10 protein-coding genes, 8 tRNA genes and 3 rRNA genes are annotated in these 17,739 nt (G+C 43.3%); 19 read left to right on the top strand and 2 right to left on the bottom strand.

Annotation, left to right across the window (positions count from 1 at the left end):
- Nucleotides 1-143 precede the first annotated feature (143 nt).
- From nadA to hisG, 17 genes are all read left to right on the top strand, one after another.
- Nucleotides 144-1,211, top strand: a complete 1,068-nt coding sequence (gene nadA, locus IHE35_RS11685) for a quinolinate synthase NadA (protein WP_242787662.1) — start codon at nucleotides 144-146, stop codon at nucleotides 1,209-1,211.
- Nucleotides 1,212-1,364: 153 nt separating this feature from the next.
- Nucleotides 1,365-1,441, top strand: a tRNA-Pro gene (locus tag IHE35_RS11680).
- Between the two features lie 35 nt (nucleotides 1,442-1,476).
- Nucleotides 1,477-1,553: transfer RNA gene (locus IHE35_RS11675), tRNA-Arg, on the top strand.
- Nucleotides 1,554-1,589: 36 nt separating this feature from the next.
- Nucleotides 1,590-1,665, top strand: a tRNA-His gene (locus IHE35_RS11670).
- 18 nt (nucleotides 1,666-1,683) lie between these two features.
- A tRNA-Pro gene (locus IHE35_RS11665) sits at nucleotides 1,684-1,760 on the top strand.
- Nucleotides 1,761-1,837: 77 nt separating this feature from the next.
- A tRNA-His gene (locus tag IHE35_RS11660) sits at nucleotides 1,838-1,913 on the top strand.
- 18 nt (nucleotides 1,914-1,931) lie between these two features.
- Nucleotides 1,932-2,008, top strand: a tRNA-Pro gene (locus IHE35_RS11655).
- A gap of 1,001 nt (nucleotides 2,009-3,009) precedes the next feature.
- A 16S ribosomal RNA gene (locus tag IHE35_RS11650) occupies nucleotides 3,010-4,549 on the top strand.
- 61 nt (nucleotides 4,550-4,610) lie between these two features.
- Nucleotides 4,611-4,687 (top strand) — tRNA-Ile (locus IHE35_RS11645).
- A gap of 61 nt (nucleotides 4,688-4,748) precedes the next feature.
- Nucleotides 4,749-4,824, top strand: a tRNA-Ala gene (locus tag IHE35_RS11640).
- A 359-nt stretch (nucleotides 4,825-5,183) separates the two neighbouring features.
- Nucleotides 5,184-8,077: ribosomal RNA gene (locus tag IHE35_RS11635) — 23S ribosomal RNA — on the top strand.
- Between the two features lie 265 nt (nucleotides 8,078-8,342).
- Nucleotides 8,343-8,457, top strand: a 5S ribosomal RNA gene (gene rrf, locus IHE35_RS11630).
- The 16S, 23S and 5S rRNA genes sit together here with 2 tRNA genes alongside, the layout of an rRNA operon.
- Nucleotides 8,458-8,716: 259 nt before the next feature.
- The gene (locus IHE35_RS11625; protein ID WP_242787660.1) at nucleotides 8,717-10,168 is read left to right on the top strand and encodes an RNA polymerase factor sigma-54; all 1,452 of its coding nucleotides are present in this window, start codon (nucleotides 8,717-8,719) and stop codon (nucleotides 10,166-10,168) included.
- Between the two features lie 177 nt (nucleotides 10,169-10,345).
- Nucleotides 10,346-10,678: a ribosome-associated translation inhibitor RaiA gene (raiA, locus tag IHE35_RS11620; RefSeq protein WP_242787658.1), complete on the top strand. Its 333-nt coding sequence runs from the start codon at nucleotides 10,346-10,348 to the stop codon at nucleotides 10,676-10,678.
- A 135-nt stretch (nucleotides 10,679-10,813) separates the two neighbouring features.
- Nucleotides 10,814-11,065, top strand: a complete 252-nt coding sequence (gene ibaG / locus IHE35_RS11615; RefSeq protein ID WP_004814457.1) for a BolA family iron metabolism protein IbaG — start codon at nucleotides 10,814-10,816, stop codon at nucleotides 11,063-11,065.
- Between the two features lie 7 nt (nucleotides 11,066-11,072).
- Entirely contained in the window at nucleotides 11,073-12,329 is a 1,257-nt protein-coding gene (gene murA / locus IHE35_RS11610; RefSeq protein ID WP_242787656.1) for a UDP-N-acetylglucosamine 1-carboxyvinyltransferase, read from the top strand.
- A complete protein-coding gene (gene hisG, locus IHE35_RS11605) occupies nucleotides 12,329-13,030 on the top strand; it encodes an ATP phosphoribosyltransferase (RefSeq protein WP_242787654.1) in 702 nt (233 codons plus the stop codon). The genes murA and hisG overlap by 1 nt, the downstream gene beginning before the upstream one ends.
- Before the next feature lie 40 nt (nucleotides 13,031-13,070).
- On the opposite strand, the gene IHE35_RS11600 is transcribed toward hisG, so the two are convergent.
- On the bottom strand, nucleotides 13,071-13,418 hold the full coding sequence (locus tag IHE35_RS11600; RefSeq protein WP_242787652.1) for a hypothetical protein: 348 nt from the start codon (nucleotides 13,416-13,418) through the stop codon (nucleotides 13,071-13,073).
- A 167-nt stretch (nucleotides 13,419-13,585) separates the two neighbouring features.
- On the opposite strand from IHE35_RS11600, the gene hisD reads away from it, so the two are divergent.
- Both hisD and hisC read left to right on the top strand, forming a co-directional pair.
- Nucleotides 13,586-14,887, top strand: a complete 1,302-nt coding sequence (gene hisD / locus IHE35_RS11595) for a histidinol dehydrogenase (protein ID WP_242787650.1) — start codon at nucleotides 13,586-13,588, stop codon at nucleotides 14,885-14,887.
- A gap of 174 nt (nucleotides 14,888-15,061) precedes the next feature.
- Complete coding sequence (hisC, locus tag IHE35_RS11590; RefSeq protein WP_242787648.1) at nucleotides 15,062-16,150, top strand: histidinol-phosphate transaminase; 1,089 nt, start codon at nucleotides 15,062-15,064, stop codon at nucleotides 16,148-16,150.
- 104 nt (nucleotides 16,151-16,254) lie between these two features.
- On the opposite strand, the gene pabB is transcribed toward hisC, so the two are convergent.
- Entirely contained in the window at nucleotides 16,255-17,586 is a 1,332-nt protein-coding gene (gene pabB, locus IHE35_RS11585) for an aminodeoxychorismate synthase component I (protein ID WP_242787646.1), read from the bottom strand.
- Nucleotides 17,587-17,739: the final 153 nt, after the last annotated feature.

The raw sequence follows: 17,739 nt of genomic DNA, 5'->3' as shown, positions 1-17,739 counted from the left end.
AAAGCCTCCGTCTGGAGGCTTTTTTATACTTTTTAATTTTTTACTAAATGGTCAAAAAGGCAGATTGCAAAAACTGACCGGTATGTGATGTAGGATGGATGTCTGGCGGAAGTCAGGCATATAGGAAAAGAGAAGACGTTGTTATGAATGATGCAACCAAACTGATAGCCAATGAAGCCAAATCAATTGTGCAGGCACATTTAGATCGCTTGGGCGAGACAAAAGAGCATCAGTTGAGTAAACAGGCCAAGCAGGAAAAGTTTGCTCAGATCCAGGCAGAACTTAAAAAGCGTGATGCTGTACTGGTCGCACATTATTACTGTGATCCTGAAGTTCAGGAGCTGGCAGAACTTAGCGGTGGTTGTGTGTCTGATTCCTTGGAAATGGCACGTTTTGGTCGTGATCATCCAGCATCTACTCTGGTCGTTGCTGGTGTAAAATTTATGGGGGAAACTTCAAAAATTTTATCACCGAATAAAACTGTGCTCATGCCAACGCTAGAAGCAACGTGTTCACTGGATCTTGGCTGTCCTGTCGATGAATTTACCAAGTTCTGTGATGCCCATCCTGATCATACCGTGGTGGTTTATGCCAATACTTCGGCAGCTGTAAAAGCACGTGCGGATTGGGTAGTAACTTCAAGCTGTGCAGTAGAAATTATCGAGCATCTAGATAGCTTAGGTGAAAAAATCATTTGGGCACCGGATCAGCATCTTGGTCGTTATATTCAGAAGAAAACCGGTGCAGATATGTTGTTATGGGATGGTGCGTGTATTGTGCATGAAGAATTCCGTGCGCGCGGCATTGAAAACATGAAAGCACTGTATCCTGATGCAGCAGTATTGGTACACCCAGAATCGCCAGAATCGGTAGTTGCCATTGCAGATGCAGTCGGCAGTACTTCACAACTCATTAAAGCTGCTCAGACTTTACCGAATGAGCGACTGATTGTGGCAACAGACCGCGGCATTTTCTACAAAATGCAGCAGGCTGTACCGAACAAGATCCTGATTGAAGCACCAACTGCTGGGGAAGGCGCGACATGCCGTTCATGTGCGCATTGTCCTTGGATGGCGATGAATGAACTTGATGGCATTTTGCATGTGTTGCAACATGGAGATCAGGAAATTCATGTCGATCCTACATTGGCAGAACGGGCAAAATTACCACTTGATCGAATGCTGGACTTTAGTGCAGGTCTAAAGCGTTAGGATTTGTATAAAAAATGTCTGAAATGCTTGATAAATATACGCTTGAAGTGATTTTTTGATTTTTTTTAAATATAGGTGTTGACGTCTTAGGGCGTCGCGCCTAGAATGCACACCGTACCAAGCGATAAGCTTGATACGAAAGCTGAGATGAATCGGAGCATAGCACAGCCTGGTAGTGCACCTGGTTTGGGACCAGGGGGTCGTAGGTTCGAATCCTACTGCTCCGACCAATTCTTCAAGGCGGATGGTGAGAATCATCAGTAAAGCGCTTGTAGCTCAGTTGGATAGAGCATCCGCCTTCTAAGCGGATGGTCACAGGTTCGAATCCTGTCAGGCGCGCCATTTTTGGTCGCTTGATATTTAAGAACCAAGGCAATGGTGGATGTAGCTCAGTTGGTAGAGCCCCGGATTGTGATTCCGGTTGTCGTGGGTTCGAATCCCATCATTCACCCCAACTCTTTGAGTTGAACATCGGAGCATAGCACAGCCTGGTAGTGCACCTGGTTTGGGACCAGGGGGTCGTAGGTTCGAATCCTACTGCTCCGACCATCTTCTTCATGGTGGTCAAGATATATGATACCGCGCAAGCGGTTTTTTTATGCCTAAATAATGAAGACACCTTGATGGTGGATGTAGCTCAGTTGGTAGAGCCCCGGATTGTGATTCCGGTTGTCGTGGGTTCGAATCCCATCATTCACCCCAACTCTTTGAGTTGAACATCGGAGCATAGCACAGCCTGGTAGTGCACCTGGTTTGGGACCAGGGGGTCGTAGGTTCGAATCCTACTGCTCCGACCATCTATCGAAAGATGGTTGATGATATAAGTAAATACCGCTTAAGCGGTTTTTTTATGCCTGAAATTTAATAACCCAAATAAAATTAGAACGTGCTTTTAAATATCTTCTCAATTAAATCACTTGTTTTTTGAAATATTCAGCATTGTCTATTGTTCGACATTATTGGGATGGCTTTGCTTTGTATATGGCTAGATCTAACTGATGTGATCACTCATCCAGAATAATAATTCTATAACATCACTAAATAATACTAATCTAAACCCATCATTGCGACACTGTTGGTTGAAAATAAGAGGCTCCAGGTAACTGTACATATTTCGCTAAAAGATATTTATCAGAGTTGTTCTTGATATAGGTGCTTTTATAAATGCATAGAAAGTATTTACAAAGATAAAGATGATGAGAGGGAGGTGCTGGTAAAAGAGGGGGAATCAATATTTAAATAAAAAATCACATAAAGAATAATTGATTTATAGGCAGCTTTAGAGAGGCAATGAGGTTTTTTTATAAGAAAGACAAAGAAATTATTAAATAAAATACTTAATTCTGTGCCCTTTTTAATCAAAGAGTAGAAAAAACGCTGATTTCTGTAGAATAAATAAACAGGCGATGATTTTTGTTGAAAAAGGGGGTTGCAAGGGATCTGAAATACTGTAGAATGCACATCCATCGGCGGTGATGAAGATTAAAACTTCTGATAAAACAGTAACTTAGTTAAAGTTGATTAAGTTAGGTTTTAGAAGGGAAGTTTAAAATAATTTGAATTACTGATTGACTTTCTAGAGATAGGGGGTAATATAGCCGACCTAGCTTGCTGGTGACGAACCAACAAGAAGATCATTAAGAGATTATGAAGAACAACTTGTGTGGATTTTTACTGGTTGATCAATCGAAACTATTTTCATTGATAATTGGTAGAAATTTCTCGAAGTTTATTTGAGCAAATTTTTTGTCAGTAATTGATGAGCCAAGATTGGCACCCTATAGGTGCTATTGATTTTAAACTGAAGAGTTTGATCATGGCTCAGATTGAACGCTGGCGGCAGGCTTAACACATGCAAGTCGAGCGGAGAGAAAGTAGCTTGCTACTGGATCTTAGCGGCGGACGGGTGAGTAATGCTTAGGAATCTGCCTATTAGTGGGGGACAACGTTCCGAAAGGAACGCTAATACCGCATACGTCCTACGGGAGAAAGCAGGGGACCTTCGGGCCTTGCGCTAGTAGATGAGCCTAAGTCGGATTAGCTAGTTGGTGGGGTAAAGGCCTACCAAGGCGACGATCTGTAGCGGGTCTGAGAGGATGATCCGCCACACTGGGACTGAGACACGGCCCAGACTCCTACGGGAGGCAGCAGTGGGGAATATTGGACAATGGGCGGAAGCCTGATCCAGCCATGCCGCGTGTGTGAAGAAGGCCTTTTGGTTGTAAAGCACTTTAAGCGAGGAGGAGGAACTCTAGATTAATACTCTAGATGTTTGGACGTTACTCGCAGAATAAGCACCGGCTAACTCTGTGCCAGCAGCCGCGGTAATACAGAGGGTGCGAGCGTTAATCGGATTTACTGGGCGTAAAGCGTGCGTAGGCGGCTTTTTAAGTCGGATGTGAAATCCCTGAGCTTAACTTAGGAATTGCATTCGATACTGGAAAGCTAGAGTATGGGAGAGGATGGTAGAATTCCAGGTGTAGCGGTGAAATGCGTAGAGATCTGGAGGAATACCGATGGCGAAGGCAGCCATCTGGCCTAATACTGACGCTGAGGTACGAAAGCATGGGGAGCAAACAGGATTAGATACCCTGGTAGTCCATGCCGTAAACGATGTCTACTAGCCGTTGGGGCCTTTGAGGCTTTAGTGGCGCAGCTAACGCGATAAGTAGACCGCCTGGGGAGTACGGTCGCAAGACTAAAACTCAAATGAATTGACGGGGGCCCGCACAAGCGGTGGAGCATGTGGTTTAATTCGATGCAACGCGAAGAACCTTACCTGGCCTTGACATACTAAGAACTTTCCAGAGATGGATTGGTGCCTTCGGGAACTTAGATACAGGTGCTGCATGGCTGTCGTCAGCTCGTGTCGTGAGATGTTGGGTTAAGTCCCGCAACGAGCGCAACCCTTTTCCTTATTTGCCAGCGGGTTATGCCGGGAACTTTAAGGATACTGCCAGTGACAAACTGGAGGAAGGCGGGGACGACGTCAAGTCATCATGGCCCTTACGGCCAGGGCTACACACGTGCTACAATGGTCGGTACAAAGGGTTGCTACCTCGCGAGAGGATGCTAATCTCAAAAAGCCGATCGTAGTCCGGATCGCAGTCTGCAACTCGACTGCGTGAAGTCGGAATCGCTAGTAATCGCGGATCAGAATGCCGCGGTGAATACGTTCCCGGGCCTTGTACACACCGCCCGTCACACCATGGGAGTTTGTTGCACCAGAAGTAGGTAGTCTAACCGTAAGGAGGACGCTTACCACGGTGTGGCCGATGACTGGGGTGAAGTCGTAACAAGGTAGCCGTAGGGGAACCTGCGGCTGGATCACCTCCTTAACGAAAGATTGACGATTGGTAAGAATCCACAACAAGTTGTTCTTCATGACGATGTATCTGAGGGTCTGTAGCTCAGTTGGTTAGAGCACACGCTTGATAAGCGTGGGGTCACAAGTTCAAGTCTTGTCAGACCCACCACTAACGACAAGCAAGCAATTGCAGAGTGAAGAAATCAGAAACATTGACTTATTGATAAGCTGGGGACTTAGCTTAGTTGGTAGAGCGCCTGCTTTGCACGCAGGAGGTCAGGAGTTCGACTCTCCTAGTCTCCACCACGTATCCTTCGGATACGTAATAAGCAAACGGTTTGTTAGATTATAGAATTTAGTAAGAAGTTGGCGTAATATGCGCATCTTATTAAATTCTGTGATTTATCACAGCATCTAGACCTGACGAAGGCTAGAGAAATCATTAACAGAATATATTTGAGTTGAAATAATTTGTTCAAACTCGTTTTAAACAACCTAACAAGCAATTGTGAAAGTTGAATGAAATGAGTTCTAGCGATTAAACTGAATCAAGCGTTTTGGTATATGAATCTAATTGAAGCTGTACAGTGATTAAGTTCACAAGACACTAAACTGTTATGTTGGTTGTTCTACTTGTAGGAACAAACGACTGTTTGGGGTTGTATAGTCAAGTAATTAAGTGCATGTGGTGGATGCCTTGGCAGTCAGAGGCGATGAAAGACGTGATAGCCTGCGAAAAGCTCCGGGGAGGCGGCAAATATCCTGTGATCCGGAGATGTCTGAATGGGGAAACCCACCTGGTATAAGCCAGGTATCATTAACTGAATACATAGGTTAATGAGGCGAACGGAGGGAAGTGAAACATCTCAGTACCTCTAGGAAAAGAAATCAATTGAGATTCCCTCAGTAGCGGCGAGCGAACGGGGAACAGCCCATTAAGTCATATCAGTTTTAGTGGAATGCTCTGGGAAGTGCAACCATAGTGGGTGATAGTCCTGTACACGAAAGGGCTGATATGATGATGTCGAGTAGGGCGAGGCACGTGAAACCTTGTCTGAATATGGGGGGACCATCCTCCAAGGCTAAATACTCCTGACTGACCGATAGTGAACCAGTACCGTGAGGGAAAGGCGAAAAGAACCCCTGTGAGGGGAGTGAAATAGATCCTGAAACCGCATGCATACAAGCAGTGGGAGCCGACTTGTTCGGTGACTGCGTACCTTTTGTATAATGGGTCAGCGACTTATATTCAGTAGCAAGGTTAACCGTATAGGGGAGCCGTAGGGAAACCGAGTCTTAATAGGGCGTTTAGTTGCTGGGTATAGACCCGAAACCGGGTGATCTATCCATGAGCAGGTTGAAGGTTAGGTAACACTGACTGGAGGACCGAACCCACTGTCGTTGAAAAGCCAGGGGATGACTTGTGGATAGGGGTGAAAGGCTAATCAAACTCGGTGATAGCTGGTTCTCCCCGAAAGCTATTTAGGTAGCGCCTCGGACGAATACCATTGGGGGTAGAGCACTGTTTCGGCTAGGGGGTCATCCCGACTTACCAAACCGATGCAAACTCCGAATACCAATGAGTACTATCCGGGAGACAGACTGCGGGTGCTAACGTCCGTAGTCAAGAGGAAAACAATCCAGACCGCCAGCTAAGGCCCCTAAATTATAGTTAAGTGGGAAACGATGTGGGAAGGCATAGACAGCTAGGAGGTTGGCTTAGAAGCAGCCACCCTTTAAAGAAAGCGTAATAGCTCACTAGTCGAGTCGGCCTGCGCGGAAGATGTAACGGGGCTAAAACTATATGCCGAAGCTGCGGATTTGCAATTTATTGCAAGTGGTAGGGGAGCGTTCTGTAAGCCGATGAAGGTGGATTGAGAAGTCTGCTGGAGGTATCAGAAGTGCGAATGCTGACGTGAGTAACGACAAAGCGGGTGAAAAACCCGCTCGCTGAAAGACCAAGGGTTCCAGTCCAACGTTAATCGGGGCTGGGTGAGTCGACCCCTAAGGCGAGGCCGAGAGGCGTAGTCGATGGGAAATTGGTTAATATTCCAATACTTCTGTTTAATGCGATGAGAGGACGGAGAAGGTTAAGTCAGCCTGGCGTTGGTTGTCCAGGTGGAAGGTTGTAGGCATGTATCTTAGGCAAATCCGGGGTACTCTATGCTGAGAACTGATAGCAAGCTGTACTTGTACAGTGAAGTGGCTGATACCATACTTCCAGGAAAAGTCTCTAAGCTTCAGTTAAACAGGAATCGTACCCGAAACCGACACAGGTGGTCAGGTCGAGTAGACCAAAGCGCTTGAGAGAACTCTGCTGAAGGAACTAGGCAAAATGGTACCGTAACTTCGGGAGAAGGTACGCTGTTGATGGTGATAGGACTTGCTCCTTGAGCTGTCGACAGCCTCAGAAACCAGGCCCCTGCAACTGTTTATTAAAAACATAGCACTCTGCAAACACGAAAGTGGACGTATAGGGTGTGATGCCTGCCCGGTGCTGGAAGGTTAATTGATGTGGTTAGCGCAAGCGAAGCTATTGATCGAAGCCCCAGTAAACGGCGGCCGTAACTATAACGGTCCTAAGGTAGCGAAATTCCTTGTCGGGTAAGTTCCGACCTGCACGAATGGCATAATGATGGGGGCGCTGTCTCCAGCAGAGGCTCAGTGAAATCGAAATCGCCGTGAAGATGCGGTGTACCCGCGGCTAGACGGAAAGACCCCGTGAACCTTTACTGCAGCTTGACATTGAACTTTGATCTTACTTGTGTAGGATAGGTGGGAGGCTTTGAAGTGGCGACGCTAGTTGCCATGGAGCCGTCCTTGAAATACCACCCTGGTAATATTGAGGTTCTAACTCTGCTCCATTATCTGGAGCGAGGACCATGTCTGGTGGGTAGTTTGACTGGGGCGGTCTCCTCCTAAAGAGTAACGGAGGAGTACGAAGGTGCGCTCAGCGTGGTCGGAAATCACGCGTAGAGTATAAAGGCAAAAGCGCGCTTAACTGCGAGACCCACAAGTCGAGCAGGTACGAAAGTAGGTCTTAGTGATCCGGTGGTTCTGTATGGAAGGGCCATCGCTCAACGGATAAAAGGTACTCTGGGGATAACAGGCTGATACCGCCCAAGAGTTCATATCGACGGCGGTGTTTGGCACCTCGATGTCGGCTCATCTCATCCTGGGGCTGAAGCAGGTCCCAAGGGTATGGCTGTTCGCCATTTAAAGAGGTACGCGAGCTGGGTTTAGAACGTCGTGAGACAGTTCGGTCCCTATCTACCGTGGGCGCTGGAAATTTGAGAGGATCTGCTCCTAGTACGAGAGGACCAGAGTGGACGAACCTCTGGTGTACCGGTTGTGACGCCAGTCGCATCGCCGGGTAGCTATGTTCGGAAGGGATAACCGCTGAAAGCATCTAAGCGGGAAGCCTACCTCAAGATAAGATTTCCCTGTGACTTTATGTCACCTAAAGAGCCGTTGAAGACTACGACGTTGATAGGTTGGATGTGGAAGTGTAGTGATACATGAAGCTGACCAATACTAATTGCTCGTGAGGCTTGACTATACAACACCCAAACAGTTGTTGTACGAACTGCGTAAGCAGTGAGCAGAGATTGATTCATTAAAGACCAAACAGTCAACACTGACTGATCTTGATTCAGAATACGCTAGATGAACGAAGATTAAGCAAACGCAACAGCGTTTGCCTGAGTGCAAGACATAAAGCTCTGCTTTATGTTACAATTCAACTCAGATATACCTGTTAATGTACTCTATTTGGTAGAAAGCAAGGCAACCATAAGACCTGGCGAGTATCCATAAACAGTTGTGCTGGCGACAATAGCAAGAGTGAACCACCTGATCCCTTCCCGAACTCAGAAGTGAAACCTCTTAGCGCTGATGGTAGTGTGGGGTTACCCATGTGAGAGTAAGTCATCGCCAGCTCATTATTCCAAAACACCCCCTGACAACAGGGGGTGTTTTTTTATGTGTGGATTTTTTAATTTATCTTAAATTTACACAAGAAGATAAGATCATTTGATAAAAATAAGACGCTAATTAATATTAATATTTAAGAGGAATAGCTTTAATATTGCATGAAAAAAGCAAAGAATTGTATGTGATTTAGGAAATCTGTGCTATAAAAAAATAAAGCGGCATAAAAATTGCTTATAAAGCGCGGTTTGAATAATGAGGAGTAACAATGAAATTATCAGTGAGCTTAAAAGTTGCGAACTCGCTGTCATTAACTCCACAATTACAGCAAGCAATTCGATTATTGCAACTGTCTAGTCTGGAACTTGAACAGGAAATTCAATTACAGCTAGATAGTAATCCTTTGCTAGAAAAAGTTGAAGAACAATCAAATTTAGAAAGTTTGTCTACTTCTGAAATTGAGAATGAACAAAAAGACTTAACTAATGAGTTGAATGCTGATCATCTACCTGATGATTTGCCGGTAGATACCGATTGGGATGATGTGTATACCCATCAACCTACTAGCTTAGGTGCAGCTGAATATGAAGAACGTGAAGATAATCGTCAGGGGCATTTAAGCTTACAGCAGCATCTGATTGAACAGGTGAATCTTCTGCATTTTTCTAAAATAGATAAGCTGATTGCGCATTGCATTATTGATTCATTAGATGACAAAGGCTTCCTTGAAGTCGAGATTTCAGAAATCACCGCCTCAGTTCAACACTTGTTACAAAGCATGGAATATGAGGAGGAGATAGAAGATGACGAAGTACTTGTTGTACTCAAGCATATACAACGATTAGAGCCTATTGGGGTGGGTTCTCGCAACTTGGCTGAATGCCTGATGGTACAGTTAGATAATTTGCCGGCTTCGACACCTTGTCGCGATGATGCGATCAAGCTTCTACAGCACTATGAATTACTTATTTCCAATGAATTACCTCGGCTGATTAAACAAACCGGTTTGAATCCCGATCAATTACGCTGTGCGATAGATTTGCTGAAAACATTGAAACCACATCCTGGTCTGGAGTTTGAAGACCGTGAATCCGACTATCAGGTACCAGATGTTGTTGTGCTAAAGAAAAATGATTGCTGGCAGGTGATGCTGAACCCGGATGTCATGCCTAAGCTACGTGTAAATTCTTTTTATGCCAATATGATCCGTCGTGCTGATCAAAGTGATGACAACCAGTATTTAAGAAACCAGATGCTGGAAGCCAAGAATTTCATTAAAAGCATCGACGAGCGACATAAGACTTTGTTGAAAGTAGCCACTTGTATTGTGGAGCATCAGAAAGCCTTCTTGGAAATTGGTGCTGAAGGGATGAAGCCGCTAGTGCTACGTGATATTGCTGAAGAAGTGGAACTTCATGAATCAACAGTTTCTCGTGTTACTACCAATAAATACATGCTGACTCCACGTGGATTATTTGAATTGAAATATTTCTTTTCTAGTCATGTGGGTACGACTTCGGGGGGGGAGGCATCTTCAACTGCGATTCGTGCCAAGATCAAAAAACTGGTTTCTGAGGAGAATGTACGTAAGCCATTGTCGGATAACGCAATTGCCAATATTTTAAAAGAAGAAGGCATTGATGTGGCAAGACGTACAGTCGCTAAATATCGTGAATCGTTACATATTCCTTCATCTTCTGAACGAAAGGTCTTGATCTAAGTTTTAAAATCTGACTATTCTAGAGATTCATCATGACGATATGATGAATCTCTTTTTCTTTTGAGGAACCGTAAAATGATTTGATCCAATTTCCGAACGGTAACCTTGCATTGGTTATTGTCATCGAATCATTTGACTGTGACTCGTCTAATCCTAACGAAGTTGAGGAATAGAACTATGCAAATAACAATTCGTGGACATCATTTATCTATTACGCCAGCAATTGAAGATACTATAAAAACAAAGTTCCAGCAGATGACTAAACATCTGGATCAAGTGAACAGTATGCAGGTTAAGCTTTCAAAAGATCATCAGGTTGATAAGCGCTCTAAAAAAGGAAGTAGTAATCACATTGCGGAAGCGATTATCAGATTACCGGGAATCGAATTTTTTGCGCATGCCAATGCTGATGATATGTATACCTCGATCAAGATTTTGACGGAAAAATTAAAAAAACAGATCGATCGGTATCGAAAAATGAACATGAATTATCAGCCATTGGCTTTATAATCGGGCAGAATGGAAAAAAGAGGTTTTGAAAGCCTCTTTTTTTTATATATATAATGTATGTGACTAATGAATTATTTTTTTTATTTATAGTAAAATGATCCGTTTTACACCGTTAGTCCTATAAGAGGTCTTGTGATGAATAATGAACAGCTCGCTGAAATCCTAAAAGCCGCGTTCCCAGAGGCTGACATTGCTGTGAGTGGTCAGGGTGGCAAGTATGATCTCCGTATTGTGGATGATCAATTCGATGGTAAGCGTCCAGTTGCTCGACAACAAGCTGTTTATGCTCCTCTCAATTCTTATATCGCCAGTGGTGAAGTCCATGCCGTAACAATTCGCGCAATGACCAAAGAAGAATGGCGCAAAGCAAGCTTATTTGGAGCTTAATAGATTAATGGATAAATTTTTAATTCAGGGCGGCAATAAGCTCGAAGGTGAAGTGCGGATTTCCGGTGCGAAAAACGCTGCACTTCCACTACTGGCTGCAATGATTCTTGCAGACACTCCTATTACCTTGACCAATGTGCCTAATCTGAAAGATGTAAACACACTGGTTAAGCTTATTGCCGGTCTCGGGATCACCATGAAATACGAAGGTGATACTGTTATTGCGGATACTTCAACCCTGGATAACCAGTTTGCACCATATGAGTTAGTAAAAACCATGCGTGCATCTATTTTGGTGCTTGGTCCATTGTTAGCGCGCTACGGTAGTGCACAGGTATCTTTACCTGGCGGTTGTGCAATTGGTTCTCGTCCAGTCGATCAGCATTTAAAAGCGTTGGAAGCGCTTGGTGCTGAAATCGAGGTTGAAGCTGGTTATGTACATGCCAAAGTTGATGGTCGTCTGAAAGGTGGCGAAGTTGTCTTTGACATGGTGACTGTTGGTGGTACTGAAAATATTCTGATGGCGGCTGTGCTGGCAGATGGCGTGACGACAATCCGTAATGCAGCACGTGAGCCTGAAATTACCGATCTTGCGCAAATGCTCATTAAAATGGGTGCCAAGATCGAAGGTTTAGATACAGATACTTTAGTTGTCACTGGTGTAGAAAGTCTGCATGGTTGTGAATATGCTGTCGTGGCTGACCGGATCGAAACCGGTTCGTACCTCGCTGCTGCTGCGATCACAGGCGGTAAAGTGAAAGCGACTAATACTGATCCAAACCTGCTTGAATCAGTATTGGAGAAATTTGAAGAAATGGGTGCAGAAGTCACACGTGGTGATGACTGGATCGAACTGGATATGATGGGTAAACGTCCGAAAGCTGTCAGCTTCCGTACTCTGCCGCATCCAGAATTTCCAACAGATATGCAGGCTCAGCTGATGGCAGTCAATGCAATTGGCCGTGGCTTTGCGACAATTTCAGAAACGATTTTCGAAAACCGTTTCATGCATGTTCCTGAATTGGCACGTATGGGTGCAAATATTCAGATTGAAGGTAATGATGCTGTAGTCACTGGTGTAGAAAAACTTTCTGCAGCACCAGTCATGGCGACAGATTTACGTGCTTCATTCTCTTTGGTGCTGGCAGCGCTTGCAGCTGAAGGGGAAACAGTGATTGACCGTATCTATCATATTGACCGCGGTTATGAAGATGTCGAAGCGAAGTTACAAGGTTTAGGTGCCCAAATTAAGCGAGTAAGTTAATGAGCGATATGAGAAACGATGATCCAAACTTTGACGTAATGGGCAATTTTGATCATGGTTTAACTTTAGCATTAAGTAAGGGCCGTATTTTAAAAGAAACTTTACCGTTACTTGAAACAGCAGGCATTAACCTGCTAGAAGATCCGGATAAGTCTCGTAAACTGATTTTCCCGACGACCCATAAACAAGTTCGTATTCTGATTTTACGTGCTTCTGATGTGCCGACCTATGTAGAAAATGGTGCTGCGGACATTGGTGTGGCAGGTAAAGATGTGCTCATGGAACATGGTGCACAGAATGTTTATGAACCACTGGATCTGAAAATTGCCAACTGTAAATTAATGACAGCAGGCAAGGTTGGCATGGAACGTCCGAAAGGCCGTCTCAAGATCGCGACCAAATATGTGAACCTGACTCGTCAGTATTACGCAAGCCTCGGTGAGCAGGTTGATGTAATCAAGCTTTATGGTTCTATGGAGCTAGCACCACTGGTTGGTCTGGGGGATTACATTGTCGATGTGGTTGATACCGGTAATACACTGCGTGCGAATGGTCTTGAGCCACTTGAAGAAATCTGCAAGGTATCTTCACGTTTAATCGTCAATAAAGCGAGTTTCAAACGTAAACAGGCTTTATTAAATCCGATTCTTTCTCAGCTTGAACAAGCTGTGGAAGAGCGTGAAAATGCAAAACAGGCTTAAATTTTTTGCGTAAAAAAACCGTCCTCTCAGGGCGGTTTTTTTATGACTGATTTATAGGAATACAATAAGATTGAATTTTAACAATCTGTGAGTCGAGATTGAATTCATAAATATCACAAGCAGCAATAATATGATCAAGACCATCTGAATGTAAAGTTGCTTGACCTTGAATAATAAAATTTTGACAAATATGGGTATGTTTTAACGTAAATAGATGAGGTGTGTTTCGAAAAAAGCTCTCAATTGTTGTGATGTGATTGAGTACAGTTTCTTTTCCTATTGAGTTGTGTTCACCGATGATCTCCCAAACAATGTCATCAGAAATATACGGATGCAATTGATTAAAGTGTCCGAGAGAAAACTGCTGGGCAATCTGTATCGCATCCATATTTATACTCTTATTTTTCGGATGATGTTTTGATCTTGAGTCTAGATTGAACGAGTTTAGCAATAAAATCAAAAGTAATTATTCATGAAAGTTGTGTCATTCCAAGTTGAATCTTGTCCACAATAATCAGGAAACAAGGTAAACTAAAGCCTCCCATTATTTTCATTGTGGATAAATTGATGCGACGTTTATCGACTCAAGATCAAAATTTCAAACAAGTTTTTGCAGATTTGTTGGCTTTTGAAACTGTGAGTGACCCAGAACTATTAAAAACTGTAGATCAAATCATTGCCGATGTTCGTCAACATGGTGATGCTCATGTTCTTAAACTTACACAACAGTTCGATCGACATCCAGCGCATCAATTTTCAGATCTGGAACTGACTCAAGAACAATTAAAAGCAGCTTTTGACGGTTTGACTGTTGAAGTGCGTGAAGCTTTGGAATTAGCCGCTAACCGCGTACGTGAATTTCACCAGGCACAAAAGCAAGATGGTTGGACCTATGTTGATGCTTTGGGCAATACCTTAGGTCAAAAAGTTACACCGCTTGATCGCGTAGGTATTTATGTGCCAGGTGGTTTGGCATCATATCCATCATCTGTGTTGATGAATGCGGTGCCTGCTCATGTAGCGGGAGTGCCTGAAATCATTATGGTAGTGCCTGCACCGAATGGTGAATTGAATCCATTGGTATTGGCCGCTGCCTATTTAGCAGGTGTGACACGTGTCTTCACCATTGGTGGTGCGCAAGCGGTGGCAGCCTTAGCTTATGGTACAGAAACCATTCCTTCAGTTGATAAAATCACGGGTCCGGGTAACCGTTTCGTCGCTGCGGCTAAACGTGCGGTATTCGGTCAAGTTGGTATCGACATGATTGCAGGTCCTTCTGAAATTTTAGTCTATGCTGAAGGTGAAAATAACGCAGAATGGCTGGCAATGGACTTATTGTCTCAGGCTGAACATGACACTGTGGCACAAGCGGTATTCATTACACCGGATGAAGATTTACTGAATGCAGTGGATACGTGGATTGAAAAGCATTTAGAAGCATTACCAAAAGCAGAGATTGCACGTACTTCAATTGAAAACCGTGGTGCATTGGTTTTAGTCAAAGACCGTGCTGAAGGTGTGGAGCTAATTAACCAAGTTGCACCAGAACATTTAATGTTGTGTCTAGACGAAGCTCAAGCAATGGCTGAAGATATTCGCCATGCTGGTGCGATCTTTATGGGGCGTTATACGCCTGAAGCGATTGGTGATTATTGTGCCGGTCCGAACCACGTACTACCAACCTCAGGTACAGCACGTTTCTCATCACCACTCGGTGTATATGATTTCCAAAAGCGTTCGAGCTTGATCATGTGCTCTGAACAGGGTGTGAAAACTTTAGCGAAAACGGCAGATATTCTTGCACAGCAAGAAAACTTGGATGCCCATGCACGCTCTGCACGTTACCGTTATCAGTAATTGATTTTGCCCTTTCCTATAAGCTTTAAGCTCCTTCTCCTTTGGGGAAAAGGCTGGGATGAGGGAGTAAAGAAAATAACTTTCCTTGCGTAGCAGTGCTACTCATCACTTGCGCTTCGTTTTAAAGCAGTGCTTTAAAACTTGCTCAGGAGAGGGGATTTAGAGAATTTAAAAATGAATATCACCACAGAACAAATGCGTTTTTGGAGTCCTGAAGTACGTGAGCTGGAACCTTATGTACCAGGTGAACAGCCAAAAATCCAAAATCTTTTAAAATTAAATACCAATGAAAACCCGTATCCGCCATCTCCAAAAGTGGTAGAAGCGGTACAAAAAGTACTTGCGAATGATGCAGATGTTTTACGTTTGTATCCTGATCCAGATGCATCTGAACTAAAACAGGCGATCGCTAAACAGCAAAAAGTTGCTGTTGAAACCGTGTTTGTTGGTAATGGTTCTGACGAGGTCTTAGCACATATTTTTAAAGCCTTCTTTATCCAAGAATTGCCGCTACTGTATCCAGATATTACTTATAGCTTCTACCCGGTTTATAGCCAGTTCTTTGGTGTCAAAACCAAAGTTTTGCCGTTAAATGATGATTTTGAAATCGTAGTTGATGACTATAAACAGCCGAATGGCGGAATTATCATTACCAATCCAAATGCACCAACGAGTATCGCATTGGGCTTGTCTGCAATCGAAGAGATTCTTCAAGCGAATCCTGATTCAGTAGTAGTAATTGATGAAGCCTATGTAGATTTTGGTGCTGAATCTGCAGTGAGTTTGGTGCAAAAGTATGACAACCTTGTAGTCTGTCAAACCACATCGAAGTCTCGTTCATTGGCTGGATTACGTGTTGGTTTTGCAATCGCTCAGCCGCATTTAATTGCAGCACTTGAAGCAGTAAAAAATAGCTTTAACTCTTATCCAATAGATCGTTTTGCAATTGCAGCCGCAGTAGCTTCATTTGAAGATCAGGAATACTTTGAAGCGCAAAATGCTAAAGTCATTGCCAGTCGAGAAAAGCTTGTAGCGCAGCTGTTGGATTTAGGATTTAAAGTATTGCCATCAAGTGCCAACTTTATTTTTGCTTCTTTATCTACCAAAGATGCAGGTGAGTTGGCAACTGAATTACGTGAACGTGGCATTATTGTGCGTTATTTTAATAAGCCTCGTATCAACCAGTTCTTACGTATTACCATTGGTACAGATGAGCAGAATCAACGTTTGGTTGATACCTTGAAAAATGAAATTCTAGTTTAATTTAATCCCTCTTAACCTCCCTTTGATAAAGGGAGGAAATCCCCCTCTTTATAAAAGAGGCGTTAGGGGAGATTTAAAACAATTCCATCGAATCGCTTTTTTATTTATTCAGGTTTATACCAGGTATTCAATAAATTTAGCATCGCAGATACTTTATCAAAACATTCCTGGTATTCGGCATCAGCATTTGAACTAATCGTGATCCCGCCACCAGCCCATAGTGACACCTCATTTTGGTATTTCTGTATTGAACGAATTAAGATGTTCCACGATCCAGTACCGTCATTATTGAAATAGCCCATTGAACCACAATAGGCACCACGTGGTGCACCTTCCAGTTCTTCAATAATTTGCATAGCCCGAATTTTTGGTGCACCAGTAATTGAACCACCGGGCAGGGCAGACATTAAAACATCAAATGGATTTACATCTTTTTTCAGCGTAGCTTGTACTTCACTGACCATATGATGAACTTGATTAAAACTTTCAATATTGAACAACTTTGGTGTTTTAACTGAGCCAGTTTCCGCATAAACACTCAAATCATTACGCAATAAGTCTACGATCATCACGTTTTCAGCTTGATCTTTTTCAGAATTCTTTAAGGTCTGTTTAGACTGCTCATCCAATATTGGATCTGCATAACGCGGCATCGTGCCTTTGATTGGTTTGGTAATAATCCGTCGCTCAGATTGAAACTCAATAAACAGTTCTGGTGAACAACTTAACAGTTCAAACTCACCCACTCGTAAATAACCTGCATAAGGCGCATTGGTTAGCTGCCAAAATTGTTCTGCTGTGGCTAATACAGTGCCTTGAGCTTGTGCTGAAAATTCTTGAGTCAGGTTAATCTGATAACAGTCGCCCGCTTTAATATATTCCTGAACTTGACTGAAAGCCTCCTGATAAGCCGATTTATTCCAACGGGCCGTACATGGAGAAACTAAACTAAATTTAGACTTATTATGGAATTGATCAAGCAAAGCCTGAATCTGCTGAAAAATCTGTTCTGCTTCAGGATGACTACTTTTAAAAATCCATCCTTCTGGACCCAGTTTTAAATAAGTAGAGAATTGTCCCATAAAAAGGGCTGGCTGATGGCGCTGTCCATAATGAACTTGCTGCTGAGCTGCGAAGTCATAAGAAATGAATCCAACAAAGCCGCCATTAAATCCGGTAGCTCCGAAATTTGATTTAGACGTGAAACTGACAGTTAAATCTGGAGCAATCATTTCATACTGATTAAAAGAAACAGCTTGATAAGTGTGTACTTTATCATCCTGTACAACTGTATAGCGTTCAGCGCAGCAGGCAATAAATGGTGTACCGCTATCATGCAAATATACAACATGATCCAGGGGGCTTAATGCTTCTAAGATGACATGTGGAAGGGTGTTTGAAGCAATCAGGAGATGTTGATAAGTTGGGTTATGCATTCAGTTTAAAGCATTCAAGAGACTGAGATGATTCTATCTCAATTATCAAGAAAAATGAGGTGAAACTTGAATATACCGTTTATCGGTGAATAGCAGAATGCGACCAACAACAGTTGATCAAAATTTGACAGGAAGCTAATTTATTTGGGCGAG

The sequence above is a fragment of the Acinetobacter sp. ASP199 genome (assembly GCF_022700675.1).
Taxonomy (GTDB): Bacteria; Pseudomonadota; Gammaproteobacteria; order Pseudomonadales; family Moraxellaceae; genus Acinetobacter.
The sequence above is the reverse complement of the archived record's forward strand: the minus strand, read 5'-3'. Positions and strand labels throughout refer to the sequence as shown.

What these genes read in the sequence shown, in the direction of transcription:
- nadA (WP_242787662.1), top strand. Translation starts at nt 144, where the DNA reads ATGAATGATGCAACCAAACTGATAGCCAATGAAGCCAAATCAATTGTG.
- IHE35_RS11625 (WP_242787660.1), top strand. Translation starts at nt 8,717, where the DNA reads ATGAAATTATCAGTGAGCTTAAAAGTTGCGAACTCGCTGTCATTAACT.
- raiA (WP_242787658.1), top strand. Translation starts at nt 10,346, where the DNA reads ATGCAAATAACAATTCGTGGACATCATTTATCTATTACGCCAGCAATT.
- ibaG (WP_004814457.1), top strand. Translation starts at nt 10,814, where the DNA reads ATGAATAATGAACAGCTCGCTGAAATCCTAAAAGCCGCGTTCCCAGAG.
- murA (WP_242787656.1), top strand. Translation starts at nt 11,073, where the DNA reads ATGGATAAATTTTTAATTCAGGGCGGCAATAAGCTCGAAGGTGAAGTG.
- hisG (WP_242787654.1), top strand. Translation starts at nt 12,329, where the DNA reads ATGAGCGATATGAGAAACGATGATCCAAACTTTGACGTAATGGGCAAT.
- IHE35_RS11600 (WP_242787652.1), bottom strand. Translation starts at nt 13,418, where the DNA reads ATGGATGCGATACAGATTGCCCAGCAGTTTTCTCTCGGACACTTTAAT.
- hisC (WP_242787648.1), top strand. Translation starts at nt 15,062, where the DNA reads ATGAATATCACCACAGAACAAATGCGTTTTTGGAGTCCTGAAGTACGT.
- pabB (WP_242787646.1), bottom strand. Translation starts at nt 17,586, where the DNA reads ATGCATAACCCAACTTATCAACATCTCCTGATTGCTTCAAACACCCTT.